The sequence below is a fragment of the Ilumatobacter sp. genome (assembly GCF_039969435.1).
Classification (GTDB): Bacteria; Actinomycetota; Acidimicrobiia; order Acidimicrobiales; family Ilumatobacteraceae; genus Ilumatobacter_A.
This window is the reverse complement of the sequence record NZ_JBDVNU010000036.1, coordinates 117,829-132,664: the sequence shown is the minus strand read 5'-3', so window position 1 is coordinate 132,664 and position 14,836 is coordinate 117,829. Positions and strand designations below refer to the sequence as shown.

General features: G+C 68.7%; 14 protein-coding genes. 3 read left to right on the top strand and 11 right to left on the bottom strand.

Going from position 1 to position 14,836, the window contains the following annotated elements; all coding sequences use genetic code 11:
* Positions 1-46: 46 nt before the first annotated feature.
* Positions 47-1,318 (bottom strand): TRAM domain-containing protein, encoded by a 1,272-nt coding sequence (locus ABJK40_RS17885; protein WP_348480122.1) that lies wholly within the window; start codon positions 1,316-1,318, stop codon positions 47-49.
* A 34-nt stretch (positions 1,319-1,352) separates the two neighbouring features.
* Here ABJK40_RS17885 and ABJK40_RS17880 point away from each other — a divergent pair, with 34 nt between their 5' ends.
* Positions 1,353-1,562 (top strand): hypothetical protein, encoded by a 210-nt coding sequence (locus ABJK40_RS17880; RefSeq protein WP_348480121.1) that lies wholly within the window; start codon positions 1,353-1,355, stop codon positions 1,560-1,562.
* 61 nt (positions 1,563-1,623) lie between these two features.
* Positions 1,624-2,322, top strand: a complete 699-nt coding sequence (gene rpe, locus ABJK40_RS17875; protein ID WP_348480120.1) for a ribulose-phosphate 3-epimerase — start codon at positions 1,624-1,626, stop codon at positions 2,320-2,322.
* Between the two features lie 34 nt (positions 2,323-2,356).
* On the opposite strand, the gene ABJK40_RS17870 is transcribed toward rpe, so the two are convergent.
* Positions 2,357-2,983 carry a GNAT family N-acetyltransferase gene (locus tag ABJK40_RS17870; protein ID WP_348480118.1) on the bottom strand — a complete coding sequence of 209 codons (627 nt, stop codon included), beginning with the start codon at positions 2,981-2,983 and terminating at the stop codon, positions 2,357-2,359.
* Between the two features lie 41 nt (positions 2,984-3,024).
* Between ABJK40_RS17870 and ABJK40_RS17865 the strand changes: the two genes are divergently transcribed.
* Complete coding sequence (locus ABJK40_RS17865; protein WP_348480117.1) at positions 3,025-4,014, top strand: hypothetical protein; 990 nt, start codon at positions 3,025-3,027, stop codon at positions 4,012-4,014.
* Positions 4,015-4,020: 6 nt separating this feature from the next.
* Here the strand turns inward: ABJK40_RS17865 and ABJK40_RS17860 are convergent, their stop codons facing one another.
* The 9 genes from ABJK40_RS17860 to ABJK40_RS17820 all read right to left on the bottom strand — a co-directional run bounded on the left by ABJK40_RS17860 (position 4,021) and on the right by ABJK40_RS17820 (position 14,719).
* On the bottom strand, positions 4,021-4,866 hold the full coding sequence (locus ABJK40_RS17860; protein WP_348480116.1) for a hypothetical protein: 846 nt from the start codon (positions 4,864-4,866) through the stop codon (positions 4,021-4,023).
* Positions 4,867-5,168: 302 nt separating this feature from the next.
* Positions 5,169-5,579 (bottom strand): YraN family protein, encoded by a 411-nt coding sequence (locus tag ABJK40_RS17855; protein ID WP_348480114.1) that lies wholly within the window; start codon positions 5,577-5,579, stop codon positions 5,169-5,171.
* An 86-nt stretch (positions 5,580-5,665) separates the two neighbouring features.
* Positions 5,666-6,013, bottom strand: coding sequence for a 50S ribosomal protein L19 (rplS, locus tag ABJK40_RS17850; protein WP_348480113.1), 348 nt, complete (start codon positions 6,011-6,013; stop codon positions 5,666-5,668).
* Between the two features lie 79 nt (positions 6,014-6,092).
* A complete protein-coding gene (locus ABJK40_RS17845) occupies positions 6,093-6,899 on the bottom strand; it encodes a tRNA (guanine(37)-N(1))-methyltransferase (protein ID WP_348480112.1) in 807 nt (268 codons plus the stop codon).
* Positions 6,900-6,910: 11 nt separating this feature from the next.
* Positions 6,911-7,375, bottom strand: a complete 465-nt coding sequence (locus tag ABJK40_RS17840; protein WP_348480110.1) for a hypothetical protein — start codon at positions 7,373-7,375, stop codon at positions 6,911-6,913.
* 62 nt (positions 7,376-7,437) lie between these two features.
* Positions 7,438-7,689, bottom strand: a complete 252-nt coding sequence (locus ABJK40_RS17835; protein ID WP_348480109.1) for a KH domain-containing protein — start codon at positions 7,687-7,689, stop codon at positions 7,438-7,440.
* Positions 7,686-7,961, bottom strand: coding sequence for a 30S ribosomal protein S16 (gene rpsP / locus ABJK40_RS17830; RefSeq protein WP_348480108.1), 276 nt, complete (start codon positions 7,959-7,961; stop codon positions 7,686-7,688). The genes ABJK40_RS17835 and rpsP overlap by 4 nt, the downstream gene beginning before the upstream one ends.
* Before the next feature lie 72 nt (positions 7,962-8,033).
* Positions 8,034-11,468, bottom strand: a complete 3,435-nt coding sequence (locus tag ABJK40_RS17825) for a UvrD-helicase domain-containing protein (RefSeq protein WP_348480107.1) — start codon at positions 11,466-11,468, stop codon at positions 8,034-8,036.
* Positions 11,465-14,719: a PD-(D/E)XK nuclease family protein gene (locus tag ABJK40_RS17820; RefSeq protein WP_348510357.1), complete on the bottom strand. Its 3,255-nt coding sequence runs from the start codon at positions 14,717-14,719 to the stop codon at positions 11,465-11,467. The genes ABJK40_RS17825 and ABJK40_RS17820 overlap by 4 nt, the downstream gene beginning before the upstream one ends.
* Between the last annotated feature and the right edge of the window lie 117 nt (positions 14,720-14,836).

Genomic DNA, 14,836 nt, shown 5'->3' with positions numbered 1-14,836 from the left:
CCCGGGGGGTCGGATGACTCCTGGTCGCGAACCGTCTCCACGGCGGTCAGTTCCGCACGAAGCGCGTCACGCACTCGACGTGCGGGGTCTGTGGGAACAGGTCGAACACCTCGACCGACTCCATCCGGTACCCCTCGTCCACGAGCAGTCGGGCGTCACGGGCCAACGACACCGGGTCGCAGCTGACGAGGACGACCACGGGGGCATCCATCCGCATCACGGCTGCCACGCCGGGCTTCGCGAGCCCCGGCCGTGCAGGGTCGGCCACGACGACGTCGATCGGGTCGATGTCGTCCCCGGGCTTCCAGTCGCCCATGTCGGACCGGACGATCTCGACGCTCTTGTCCCCCTGTCCGGCGCGGTGCTTCAGGTTCTCCTTCGCGTCGAAGCACGACGACCTCGCTGACTCGATCAGCGTGACCCGGCGCGCCGACCGCATCACCGTCGCAGCGAACAACCCGACACCGCCGTACGCATCGACGGCGTGGTCGGCGTCGGCGAGTTCGGGCGCCGCACGTCGAACGGCGTCGACCAGCAACTCGGCCCCCGCCGGGCCGGCCTGGAAGAACGACGGTGCCGACACCTGGAGGTTCACGCCGTCGACCTGTTCCACGAGGAAGGCACGATCGCCGATGTGCACGTCGGCCGGCAGTCCGCTCACCGATTCGCCGGCGGGTGCGTTCGAACGACGCTTCTCGTTGCGACGCTTGCGGTCCTCCGGGCGTGTCCATCGGGCCGTCACACCGTTCGTGGCGGCCGACGTCCGCAGGGTCAGTTCGACCCCCGGCGCCACCGACACGCTGCGCAACACCTGCGACAGGTTCTCGTGGGCGACCTGGCAGTGGTCGATCGGCACGACCTCGTCGCTGCGTTCCTCGCGAAAGCCCACGCCCCCGCCGGGCATCCCGACGAGTCGGATCGTCGTCCGGTACCCGTACGGATCGACCGCGCCGCCGACGGCGACGACGCGCTCGACCTCGTCGGCGTCGAAGCGACCGACGCGACGCAACGACTCGGACACGATGCCGACCTTGGCGGCGATCTGCGCATCGGTGTCGAAGTGCATCCAGCCACAGCCGCCGCATCCTTCACGGCGATGCGGGCACGTGGGCACGACCCGATCCGGCGACGGTTCGAGCACCTCGGTGACGGTGGCCTTCACGAAGTCCTTGCGATCGTTGCGGACTTCCACCTCGACCTCTTCACCGGGCAGAGCACCCGTCACGAACGCCACGCGTCCGTCTTCGAGTCGGGCCATGGCGTCGCCGCCGGCCACCATCCGTTCGGCGCGAACGGTCAACGGTTCGATCAGGGACATCCCTGCAGCGTACGGATCGTGCCAGACTCTGACCATGACCGAGTCGGAACAGTGGTACTGGGACCTCACCGCGCAACGGGCGGTGCCGGCGTCGGAGCGCGGCAAGGGTGACGACACGCTGGGGCCCTACGACTCGCGGGCCGAAGCCGAGAACTGGCGGGCGAAGGTCGAGTCGCGCAACGACCGTTGGGACGACGCCGACGACGACTGGAACACCCCGTCGTCCGACGCCGACCCGCACTGACCGTCCGGCCGACACGTTGGACCTTCGTCGCAGGGTGCGCCCGCGGTTAGCGTGCTCGGCGATGAGCGACCCCGCGAGCAAGCGCCCCGTCATGATCGTGCCGTCGGTGTTGCCCGCCGACTTCTCCAAGCTCGGTGAGGAGGTCGCGGCGCTCGAAGCGGCCGGAGTGGACCTGATCCAGTGGGACGTCATGGACGGACAGTTCGTCCCCAACCTCACGTTCGGACCCGACGTCATCCGGTCGGCACGCCGGCACTGTTCGGTGCCGTTCGAGGCCCACCTGATGGTCTACACGCCCGATGTGATGGCCAAGGACTACATCGAAGCGGGATGCTCCCGCCTGATCGTCCATGCCGAGGCCTGTACCCACCTCCACCGCACGTGCGGCAACATCAACGATCTGGGCGCGACCGCAGCCGTCGCCCTCAGCCCGGCCACGCCGGCCTCGGCCGTGCAGCACGTCCTCGACCTCGTCGACATGGTGCTGGTGATGACCGTCAACCCGGGTTTCGGCGGCCAGGCGTACATCCCCACCATGGAACCGAAGATCCGTGAGGTCCAGGCGATGCTCGAGGCCGTCGGTCGTGCCGACGACGTCCACATCGAGGTCGACGGCGGTATCGGCCCCGACACGATCGCCGGCGCAGCTGCAGCCGGGGCCAACGTGCTGATCGCCGGCAGCGCCCTCTACCGCGACCCGGAGGGCCTGGAACACGCCGTGAGCGACCTCCGGGCCCGGGCCGAAGCCGCTCGCGCCTGACCTTGCGCCGGCGCGCCTGACCCCGACACCGACCTCAGCGGGGCGGACGCGACATGCCCCACATGTGCGGGCCGATCTCGGTGGCCGGGTCGCCACCGAACGACGAGAACCGGTGCTGGTGTCGACCGGTGGGGATGTCGAACTCGGCGTGCACCTCGAAGCCGTGGCGTCGGTAGTAGGCCACGTTGACGAGCGTCTCGGTCTCGAGGTGGCACACGACTCCCTCGGCGTCGGCCTCTGCGAACTTCTGCGCCATCAACGCTGCGCCCATCCCCTGGCGCTGCCAGTCCGGATGGGTGGCCAGCAACTGCAGGTACCAGTGGTCCTCGTGCGGTGAGTGCTCGGCCATCAGCGGTCCGATGATCCCGAAGCGGTCGAGCAGGTCGGCCGGGGGTGGCGGATCGGCCGCCCGGCCGTCGTCGGGCATCTCGGGTCGACCCGGCTGGATCCACACGGCGAGCGCAGCGCAGTCGTCGGTGCACCAGACCTCACGATGTTCGATCCACCCCACCATCGCGCCGCGCATGACCTCGCCGCTCGGGCGGAAGTAGTCGTCGTCGTCGGGGTACAACCACCGCATCACCGGATCCTCCCCGAATGCCCGCACGGCCGTGACACACAGTTGGGTGAGATCGGATCGGGTGGCTCGACGGACCTGCATGTGTGCAACGTAGGGCGACGGGATGCCAGGATTCCACACCGATGCCGTCCGCCTCCGTCTCCGCCTCGGTCTCGGCCCGAGCTGCTCTCGCCGGGAACCCGTCCGACGCCCACGGCGGCGCCGTCGTGGCGACCGTGGTCCCCTCGCTCGCCGCCACGGTGTCGGCCACGGCAGGCCCGGCCTTCGACTTCGAGGGATTTTCCGAGCGGTTCGGATCCGTCGGCGAAGTCTCCGACTGGATCGAGCGGCGCAGCATGGAACCGCACCACGACGATCGAGCGGCTCCACTGGCGCACGCAGCACTGACTGCACTGCACCGGTACGTCGGTGCAGACGTGTCACCCCACGAGTTCCGGTTCTCGACCACGATCCCCCGTTCGCTGGGACTGGCCGGTTCGAGCGCCATCGTGATCGCGACCATCCGGACGATGATCGCCGCTCACCGTGACGATCCGTGGGCTCGAGAACTGCTCCACCGGCCCGAGCTGGTCGCATCCTTGGCGCTCGTCGCCGAACGAGACCTGCTCGGCATCTCCGCCGGGCTGCAGGACCGGGTCGTCCAGACACTCGGCGGGACCGTCGCGATGGAGTTCGGGGTGGAACACACGCACACCGAACACGGCCTCGACGTCGGGTCGTACCGTCGGCTCGGCCCGATCCCCGACGGCCTGTTCATCGCGTGTCGGGACGGCACCGCCGGAGACAGCGGATCCGTGCACGAGGGGGTCGACGTCACCGCCGCGAGCTTCGACCGGGCGATGACGGCTGCGGCCGATGCAGCTCGATCGGCAGCGGATGCGATCGCCCGCCACGACGCAGAGGCACTCGGCGCCGCGATGGACGCCACCTTCGATCAGCGCGCCGAGGTGTACCGCCTCGACCCCCGGCACGTGGAGATGGTCCACGTGGCCCGGGGCAACGGCGCATCGGTCAACTACACGGGGTCGGGCGGTTCGGTCGTCGTCCTGGCACCCGACGACCGGGCCGCCTCCGCGCTCGCTGATCTCGGTTGCACGATCGTCGCCCTGTGACCGGACTCAGGCATCGACGAGTTCGTCGTCGGTGAGGTCGTCGACGTCCTCGTCACCGGCGTCCATCTCGGACCGATGGTGCCGGACCCGTGCCGCACGGTGGTCGCGGCTCGGCGTCACGGCGGCGCGTGCGAGGGTGAAGATCCCGCGGAAGCCGACGTCCATCGCCCGACGCAGCAGCACGAGCCCGACGAGCGCGAGTGCGACGATCGCGGCCGGGACGCCGATCGTGGCGAGGAGGAGCTTGCGGTCCTCGAACAGCGGGGTGAACAGCCCCGAATCGATCGGCGTTCCGTCGAGGTTCAGCGTCATGACCGGATCGTCGATGACGGGGCAATCGATCTCCGTGTCGTCGAGGCCGACCACCGCGTCACCACCGAACAACAACGTCTCGGGCGACACCTTGGACCCCAGGACTGCGATGCGAGGGTCGACCGCCGCCGACACGAGGTACTGCGAGTCGACGTCGAGGTACTGCGAGTCGGGTCCGTAGCGGACGTCGATCACGCCGTCCACGGAGAACGGGGATGCATCTCCAGCCCGCAACTGGTCGATCCGGTACCGGACGGTGCCCTTCTGGACGAACTCGTCCTTGGCGAGCACGGTACCGACGAACGCCACGTCGGCGGGCGCCGGAACTCGGCATCCGGCGGGTGCCTGGATCAGTGACCCCGGGTCGCTGACCACCTCGGGTTCGGGCGCAGGGACGCTCGGGTCGGGCGGGTCGGGCACGACGGGAGGGGGCGGATCGGGGACGCCCGGTGTGGCGAACGCCGGCGCAGAGGGGATCACGACGACGGCCGTCGCCACGAGGACACCCCTCCACCACGTCGACCATCGAGCACGATTCATCGCACCCGAGGCTAACGAACCCGGCGACACAGCTGCGGGCATGCCTCGCCGACCGGCGAACGGCGCCGGTCACACGTGATCCGGCTCGTCGGACCGTCGGTGGAACCGTGTGGCGGCGTCGGGGCACTGCGATACTGCGCGGGTGGGCTTCAATCCGTACCGCAAGTTCCGTGCCAAGCCGAGCGACTACGTCTTCGTGGTGGCCGGGGTGCTGGTCGCAGTGGCTCTGGTGGCCTGGGCGTTCCTCGGCTGACGGACGTCCGGGCGACGACGGAGCGCCCGACCCGACGCATCGTCGTCGGTCAGAACGCCGATTCGATCAACACCACCTCGGTCCCGGTGATCGCCACCACGTCGAAGCGGATGCCGGTGCGGGTCGGACGGTTGTGCTCCAACCACTCGAGCGCAAGCAATCGGATGCGGCGCTGCTTCGTCGGCCCGACCGCCGCCGCTGCGGGCCCGTGGCGATCGGTGCGTCGGGCCTTGACCTCGCTGAACACGACGACGCCGTCGAGCTCGACGATCAGGTCGAGTTCGCCGGTCGCGGATCGCCAGTTGCGGTCGAGCACGGTGTACCCGAGTCGCCGATAGTACGCCGCCGCGAGATTCTCACCCCATCTGCCACGGGCGATGTTCGACCGGTCGACGCCCGGTCCTTCTCGCGGCGAGACGCCGGAAGCCGGTTCGGGTGATTGCTGGGGAGTGGCGCGCATGATGACCCTTCGTCGTGAGGTGATGACGAGGGCCCGTGGCGGGCCGAGAGGGTGCGGCTGAGCGCACCGATCCGATCAGCGGATGATCAGAAGTCGCGCTTCTCGCGGATCTTGGCAGCCTTGCCCTTGCGATCGCGCAGGTAGTAGAGCTTGGCCCGGCGCACGTCGCCGCGCTTGACGAGTTCGATCTTCTGCACGGTGGGTGCGTGCAAGGGGAACGTACGCTCGACTCCGACGCCGTAGCTGAGCTTGCGGACCGTGTAGGTCTCCTGCAGGCCCCCACCCTGGCGTCCGATGACGTCACCCTGGAAGACCTGGATGCGCTCCTTGCCGCCCTCGATGACGCGCACGTGGACCTTGAGTTCGTCGCCGGCCTGGAAGTCGGGGATGTCGTCGCGGAGCGAATCGTTGTCGATGAAGTCGGTGGATTGCATGGCGGCTACCTGCTGGGGATCGAAATGGGCCCGCAACCGTCGGGTCGCTGGCGTGGCACTCCCTCTCGGGAGAGGCCGGTCAATGATACGGGTCCGCGGGGAACTCTTCCAACAGCCGGGCCTCTTCGGCCGTCACACCACCGCGCGCCTCGATCAGATCGGGACGTTCCCGGACCGTTCGGTGGAGGCGCTGAGCCATGCGGTAGCGCTCGATCCGGCCATGGTCTCCGCTGAGCAGGACGTCGGGGATCGACCACTCGCGGAAGTCGGCCGGACGCGTGTACTGCGGTTCCTCGAGCAACCCGGTCGAGCCGAAACTCTCGGTGATCGGACTCACCGCGTTGCCCATCGCTCCGTCTCGCAGGCGGGTCACGGCTTCGATGACCAGGCACGCGGCGACCTCTCCCCCGCTGAGCACGACGTCGCCCACACTGATCTCCTCGTCGACCAGGTGGCGCACCACCCGATGGTCGACGCCCTCGTAGCGGCCGCACAGCAAGCTGAAGCCGCCCTGACGCACGACGTCGTCGGAACCACCCGGACGGGGCCCTGTGCTCCCATCGTCGACACCGGGTGGGTCTGCCAGCGCCGCGAGCCGCTCGGCGGCGCGCTGGTCGAAGCGACGCCCGCCCGGGCTCAACAGGATCAGCGGACGTGGAGGATCCGCAGCCTCCACCGCCTCGAAGATCGGGCCCGGCTTCATCACCATGCCGGCGCCCCCACCGAACGGTGCGTCGTCGACCGTGCGGTGCACGTCGGTCGTGTGCTCCCGGATGTCGTGGCACCGCAGGTCGAGCAGGCCGTTCGACCGTGCCTTGCCGAGCAGGCTCTCGGAGCAGAATCCGTCGACGAGCGACGGGAAGATGGAGAAGACGTCGATGCGCACGTCGCCCCGTCTCAGTCCTCGATCAGTTCGAACAGTCCGTCCGGGACCTCGACGAGGATGCTGTCACCGTCGATCGACGTGACGAAGTTCGTCGGGACGAGCGCCCCGGATTCGAGTTCGAGGATCTCGGCCGCCGGATTCGCGAGGATCACGACGCAGGTCCCGCGTGCGACGCCGTGCTGGTCGACGACCTGCTTGCCGATCATCTCGTGGACCCACAGCGCATCGGGGTCGTCGATCGGTTCGGCGAACAACTCGACGTTGGTCCAGCGTTCAGCCTGCGTGCGGTCGTCGAACACGTCGAAACGAGCGATGATCCGACCGTTGCCGAGCACGCGACTCGACGTGACCGTGATCAGACGGTCCCGCGCGTGGAACTGCGCACCGGCCACCACTCGCTCGCGTCGGTCGGTGGTCAACTGGACGAAGATGTCACCCTGCAGACCGTGCGGCCGGCGCAGGTGACCGACGGACAACCACCCGTCGGGTGGCGGCTTCGGGCCTCTCGAAGCAGCGGCCTGCGAAGAAATGGGCGGCCTCAGTCGAGGAATTCGATGTCGATCTCGACATCGTCTTTGCTGGCCGCAGCACGCGTGACGGTGCGGATGCTCGCAGCGGTGCGCCCGCGACGTCCGATCACGCGACCGAGATCGCCCTCACCGACACGCACGTTCAGCGCCGTGCGCTGGCCGGACTCGTCGACTTCGACCGTGACCTGGTCGGGATCGTCGACGATCGACTTGACGATGTGCTCCAGGACCGCAACGGCCGTGGGTGCGACGTCGCTCACTTGGACGCGGCCTTGGCAGCTTCGAACTGCTCCTGTGCGCCGGAGATCTTGATGATCTTGGCGACCCGCTCGGTCGGCTGTGCCCCTTCGGACAGCCACTTCACGATCTTGTCGTTGTCGACGTTGATCAGCGAGGGCTCCTCGCGCGGGTTGTACTGCCCGAGGATCTCGATGAAACGACCGTCGCGAGGCGAACGTGCGTCGGCCGCCACGATGCGGTACTGAGGTTGTTTGGTCTTGCCCACTCGGGTGAGGCGCAGCTTGACTGCCATCGTTGATCGTCACTCCTGGATCGATTTGAGAACGTGGGAAGGTTAGCGCCAGCGGTTGCGTTCCCCTCCTGCTCACAGGTCGACGGCACGCATCACCGCGTCACGCACCCGCTGCTTGGCCGCCGCCAGGTCGGGGACCGACCGCTCGATGGCATCGCCCGCCTGGCAGAAGACGAATCGACAGTCCACCACGTCCAGACCCGTGGTGATCTCGAGCGCGACGGCATAGGTGGCGGCCTGGAGTTCATATGTGGCGACCTTCGCGTCGATCTGGGCCGGGGTGGACACCGTGTCGGTCTTGTAGTCGACGACGACCAGGCCGTCGGCCGTCCTGACGAGCAGGTCGACGTAGCCCTCGACCATCACGTCGCCGAGTGGAGCGCCCACGTAGAGCTCGCGATGGGCCTGGTGACCCGCTGCGAGCCGGACGGCGTCGGAGGCGAGAGCCGAGCGCACCAGGCTCTCGACCGTGGCGACGTGTTCGGGGATCGCTTCGAGATCGCACTGGCGCCCGACCAACTCGCGCACGTTCGACGTGTCGGCGAAGTCGACGTACTCCAGGGTCGCATGGACGGCGCGCCCGATCGACGACCCCGCACGACCCTTGCGGCGCACGATGGGTGACGACGGACCGGCGTCATGACGGTCGATCGAACCCGTGCTGTCGTCGTCGACGTCGACGATGTCGGCATCGACGGTTGCGGCGATCGCAGTGGCGGACAGTGCCGTCGGCGAGGAGTACCTGTCGAGGAGCGCGCGACGCTCCTCGAGCCACGCTGCGCGTCGATCGAGGATCATCGCCTCCTCGTCGGTGAGGTCGTCGGCAGCGCGTCCGACGCGAGTCACCTCCGGACCGAGACCGGCGCCGGGAGCGTCGACCCGCAGGTCGCGACAGAGATCGGGACGTGCGTCGGCGAAGGTGGCGAGACGCGTGGCGAACGTCGCGTCGGGGTCCCTCGGGGACGCCTTGTGATGGCCGGAGACGACGAGGTGGTCGCGAGCACGGGTGGCCGCCACGTACAGCAACCGGAGCTTCTCGTGGCGGCCCATCTCCTCTTCCAGGTCGGCGCGAGGCTGGTGCGCCGACGTGGCCACGCCGCCGCGCAACTTGATCTCGGGTGGACCCGAGTCGCCCCAGAGCACGCTCACCCCACCCCGGTTGCCGCCGGCCTGCGTGGTCATGCCCGACAGGATGGTGATCGGGAACTCGAGGCCCTTCGATCCGTGCACGGTGAGGATCTGCAACGCCTCGTCGTCGGTCTCCGGGAGCATCGGCTCGTGGACTCGAGCGCCATCGGCGCTCTGCATCGACGCCCATTCGAGGAATGCCCGCAGATCGCCACCGTTCGACTCCTCGAACGAGCGCGCCTGGTCGAGGAGGAAGCGAAGCCGACGCCACACCTCGGTCGGCCGGGGATCACCGAACGCGAGGAGGAAGGCTCGCCGTTCCCGGAGCAGCCGGTCCATCATCGTGGCGGGGCTCGTCCACCATCGTCGACTCCACAGACTTCGCAGATGGTCGAGCGCCACGACGACCGGGTGGTCGTCGTCGAGGCCGTCCGGCGTCTGCGACCGGAGGTCCCACCGGCGGTTCGCCGAGTGGTACGTGAACAGATCCACGTCGGAACATCCGTAGAGCGGCGACCGCAACGCGGCCACCAGGCTCAGCGTGTCGTTCGGGTCGTCGACGGCGCGCAGCGCGGCCAGGACGTCGCGAACCTCCTGGGTGTCGTAGACGAGCGTTCCGGTGGCCAGCCGATACGGCAGGTCGCGGCGCTCGAGAGCGTCACGGAGGTACGGCAGCGACGTACGGGTGGGGACCAGGATCGTGACGTCGCTGAGCCTGGCCGGCCGCCACTGCTTCGTGTCGTCGTCGAGCACCGGCCAGTTCTCGGGGTGGCCGGCGATGTCGGCCACGATGTCGCCGACGTCGGACGCCTCTGCGTCGCGCAGGGCGCCCGCCTTCACCTTCGGATCGGGATGTGCGCCCCCGAACACGACAGGACGGTGGTCGGTTCCGGAGTCGGCCTCGCGCCACGCTTCGAGCGGTTCGTACTTCGGCTGCGCCTCGGGTACCTCCTCGGGCATCACCTCGGTGAAGACGGCGTTGATCCAGTCGATGATCGGACGCACGGTTCGGAAGTTCGTACGGAGGACCACGGGGCCGGCAGCGTGGCCGAACGCGTCACGTGCGGCGAGGAACAGCCTGATGTCCGCGCGCCGGAAGCGGTAGATGGACTGCTTCGGGTCGCCGACGAAGAACAGTCGACCGTTCGGAACCGGATGATCCTGCCATCGTCGGGGCTGCGACTCCGCCGGGTCGGCTGCGATCAACGACGCGACCTCGATCTGGATCGGATCGGTGTCCTGGAACTCGTCGAGGAGGATGTGCCGGTACCGGTCGTGCAGCGCTCGTCGAACCGTCGGGCTGTGCCGCAGCGCCTGTCGCGCCAGCACGAGCAGGTCGTGGAACTCGAGGCCGCCGTTCCGACGCCGTTCGTCGGCAGCCTCGAGCACTTCGGTGGCGGTGAGTCGCATCAACTGTCCGACCACGGCTTCACCGGCGAGGTCGAAGGTGTCGGCCGCGGCGGCGCTCACGGCTTCGATCAGGTCCTTGATCTCACCGGGGTCGCACGACCACGACTTCTTGCTGCCGAAGTTGGATCGGCCCCAGATCTTGCGCTGGTTCGCGGCCTGGAGGCGTTGGCCGATGGTGCGCAGCTTCTGGTGCGGGTCGACGATCGACGCGATCGAGCGCATGTCCGGCAGGCAGGTGTCGGTGAGGTGGATCGACAGCTTGTCGGACGGGTCGGTACAGGACCCGATCGACGCCGCGAGTGCCTCGACGGCTGCGTCGTAGTCGCCGAAGTCGATCGGCGCGAGGTCGGGCATCGAGTCGGCGTCGAGCCCGTCGAGCCGATCCCAGTTCTGTCCGAAGTTCGCAGCCACGTCCTTGAACGACGACTGCCCGTTCCACCGCGGTTGGAGCGGGATCTCCATCAACGCCGCTCGGTACAGCAGTTCCTCACGTGCCGGATCGTCGTGCAGTCGGTCGACGAAGCGCTCCCACCGCCGCTCGTTGGCCAACTGCGACGACACCTCGTCGAGCACCGAGACCCGCGGCGGGAGCCCTGCCGACACCGAGAACTCGGTGAGGATCCGGCCCGCGAACCCGTGCACGGTCGAGATCGCCGCCATGTCGGCGTCGCCGACCGCCTGGCGACATCGTTCACGTTCCTGGGGCGTCGTGTCGGGTTCTTCGAGTCGTCGCTCGAACGCGACACGAATCCGCGACTGGAGTTCGCTGGCGGCCGCTTCGGTGAAGGTGATCGCGGCGATGTCGGCGAGTGCGACATCACAGGTGAGCACGGTGTTGACGATCCTGTCGACGAGTTGGGTGGTCTTGCCCGTGCCGGCGCCCGCCTCGACGAACAGGGTGTCGTCCAGTCCGGACTCCGAGATGAGCGTCCGGACCTCCTGGTCGACCGGCTGAGCCGCCCGGCTCACGTTCGCCCACCGTTCGATCGTGCTGCGACGAGCGGGTCGCCGGGAGCGCTGCCACGTTCCTCGCTCGCTTCGGTTCCGGGTTCGAGCACGAGGCGGACCCGGACCTCGGGCGCCGCAGACTTCGCAGCGGCCTGGTCACCGCGATCACGCACGCACACGTCGTCGTAGTCGCAGTAGGTGCACTCCTCGTGCGTCTGGCGGAAGGTGTTCCACTCGCCCGGCGACGCCACGAACACGCCGTGGTCGATGCCCTCGGTGATCGCCCCGAGCAGTTCGACGAACCGTGTATGCAGCGCATCGTTCCACGAGTATCCGAGTCGCTCCTGACCTCTCGTCTCCACGAGCCAGTAGTCGGCAGCTGCCGACGTTCGCCCCGTGGCGCGCATCGCGCCCTCGGAGTACATCGCCAACTGCAGCGTTCGTCCCCCGACGAAGGGGTCGTCGTCGATGCCTGCGAACTTCGAGCCCTTCCCCGTCTTGTAGTCGCTCACGATCACCCGGCCGTCGGCGGTCGTGTCGACCCGATCCACGAGACCACGCATCGCCACCCGGCGCCCGTCGGGCAGGAGGAACTCGACGGGTTCACCCGAGCGGACACCCAGGTCGAGCTCGACGTACGCCGGCGTTGCCAGGTGCGACCGACGGAACTCGTCGTCGGCGTCGAGGAACCGGTCGAGAACGTCGTGCAGGTCGTCGCGCTGTACCCGCCAGTTGATCGGACGACCAGTGATGCCTCGCGCTTCGTAGTCGTCGGCGAGTGCGACGGCGGTCGAGTGGAGGCGGGCCCGGTCCTCGTCGCTCCACGGGACCGACGGGTCGGGCGGACCCGTGTCGATCGAGTCGGCGACGAAGCGTTCGAGGACCGCATGCACCAGCGACCCGCGGTCGAGCGCGGACAACTCGTCGGTACGTTCCGGGTCGTCACGATCCGTCACGTCGAGGACGTAGCGGAAGAAGTACCGCAGGCCGCACGACGACCAGGTCTCGAGTCTCGACGGAGACACCGGCCGATCACCCGACGCCGAATGGATCGACGCGGCGTCGACCTGCGCCAGATTTCCATCGAACTCCGTGAACGACGAACTGCGACGGGCCAGTTGCATCTGGATGCCCCGCCCTGCGAGACGTCCGATCGGGTGGACGGCCGGGTGGGCGGCGGCGCCTGCGACCGGAGCCGTGGACGTGCGAGCGACATCGACGATGTCGCGTTCCTCGATCGACGTGCTCGTGTCGCTCGTGATGATTCCTGTGCCATACGACGCGACGGTCTGGAACACCTCGGGGTCGAGACCGGCGGCGACCGTTGCGAAGTCGGTCGAGTGGACGGTGCGACCCGCGAGGGCCGAGACCGAATCGAGGAGCCAGCGCGACGGAAGCGAGTGCCGACTGGACCGCAGCGAGCCGCGGGGAAAGGTGATCGTGCGTCGACCGAGCGGTGCCGACGCCAGCGCCGCCAGGAACGCCCGGTGCTGATGGTGGAGCCGAGCCGACTTCGATTCCAGCTGATCGAGCGAGTCGAGCCGCATCTGTTCGGGCAGGATCGCGTCGTCACGGCGGGGCACGGGCAGGACGCCTTCGGCGGCGCCGAGAACGAAGACCGCGTCGAGGTCGTGTCCGACGGCGGAGGCGAGCGGGCCGTACATCACCCCGTGACCGAACCTGCCCCGGCGCCCACGGGCGACCTCGAGCTCCGACCGCAATGCGCGCACGAACACCGCCGTCGACGGGGACGGCTCGATGTCGTCGAGGGTCGCGAGGCGCGAGAGCGCCGCCTCGACCCGGCCGAACGCGTCCTGCTCCGACTCGGGCCACACCGCGTGCCGGTGCTCGGCGCCCAGCAGGGACCTGAGCAGCGTCGTCGCCGCTGCGCATCGATCGGACCAGCTCCGCGCGGAGGTGACCTCACCGATCGCCGAAGCGGTCTGGTCGACGAAACGGCGGAGTCGTGTGACGTCGTGGACACGATCGGTGAGTCGGCGATGCCTCCACGACGAGGCGGACTCACCGACGGCATCGTCGCCGACCGCTGCATCCGGACCGAGCTCGTCGAGTTGCTTCTTCGTGGCCTGGAGGTGACGATCGAGCTTCGTCCTCCAGTCGCCGAGGTCGGCGACCACACCTGCGTCACGGCTCAGTTCGTCCCACGCCGTCGGTCGGACCCGTTCGTCGTTCGACATCAGCGGTCCGGCGCTGACCAGTGCGATCACACGGTCGCGACGCCAGCGTTCCTCGGGCAGATCGAGGGCGCCGAGGAGCACACGGCCCGCCACCGAATCGGCGAGGCGACGCGGATCGGGCCCGTTGATCGCGATGCCGGCGGCGTCGAACTGTTGCTCGATGATGCGCACGTACGGATCCGGCGTCGGGAAGAAGATCCCGATCCGGTCGGGCGGTGTGCCCGCAGCGAGCAGTTCGAGGATCCGCGAGCAGGTGGCACGCACCTCGTCGGCGGCGTCGGTGGTCGAGATGATCCGGTCGCCGGTCGGGGGCTCCGATGCGACCTCGCGTCGCGGTGGTGCGGCGACGCCCGCATCGCCGCACGTGCGCACGACCGCCGAGTCGGCAGCCTCGATCCCGCAGACGCCGACGAGCACCGAACTCGATCGGGCCTCGACGAGCACCCTCCCGACGAAATCGGCCACGGCGACCGTGCTGGGCGTGGGCAGATGCCAGATCACGTGACCGAACGGAACGAGACGCTCGGCGAGGTCGCTGCGCCCCGCGGCTGCGACTGCGAGCTCGCGCTCCGTGTGGAACCCGGTGAGGCGAGACGCAATGGAACGGTAGAAGTCGACCGCCCGCACGGCGTGTTCGGATCCCGAGTCGAGCATCGACTCGATGGCCGCCTCGTCGACGTTCGCCAGATCGGAGAACAGCCCGGCCAGCGCCTGCTCGGTCGCCTCGTGGTGCGCCACCGGGGCGTACTGGCCCGGGGCGACGGCAAGGGCTCGGCGCACCGCCGCTCCGAGGACCGGGTTGGTGATCGGTCGCGTGTCGAGGAGCAGATCGGCTGCAACGTGTTCGGCCAGCTGGAACGGGGTGACGAAGCCGACGTTGGCGAGACCGGCCCGATCGCCGACGGTCATCGCGCCGGAGCCGACGATGCGGCGCACCGACAGCCCCACGAAGTTGCTCGGCACGATGACGGTGACCGGCGCCAGCGGATCATCGCTCTGGACCTGGCCGATGATCTGCACCAACGCCGTCGTCGCGGGACGCCCGTACGGCACGTACTGAGTCGAATCGATCACCGTGGCGACCCTACAGAAGGGGTGTCACACACTTCGATCGACCTCGGGGGTCAGCACCCGGAACACCGGGCCACCAGACACCGAGACCCGACCACCAGAACGCCGAGCCACCCGAAG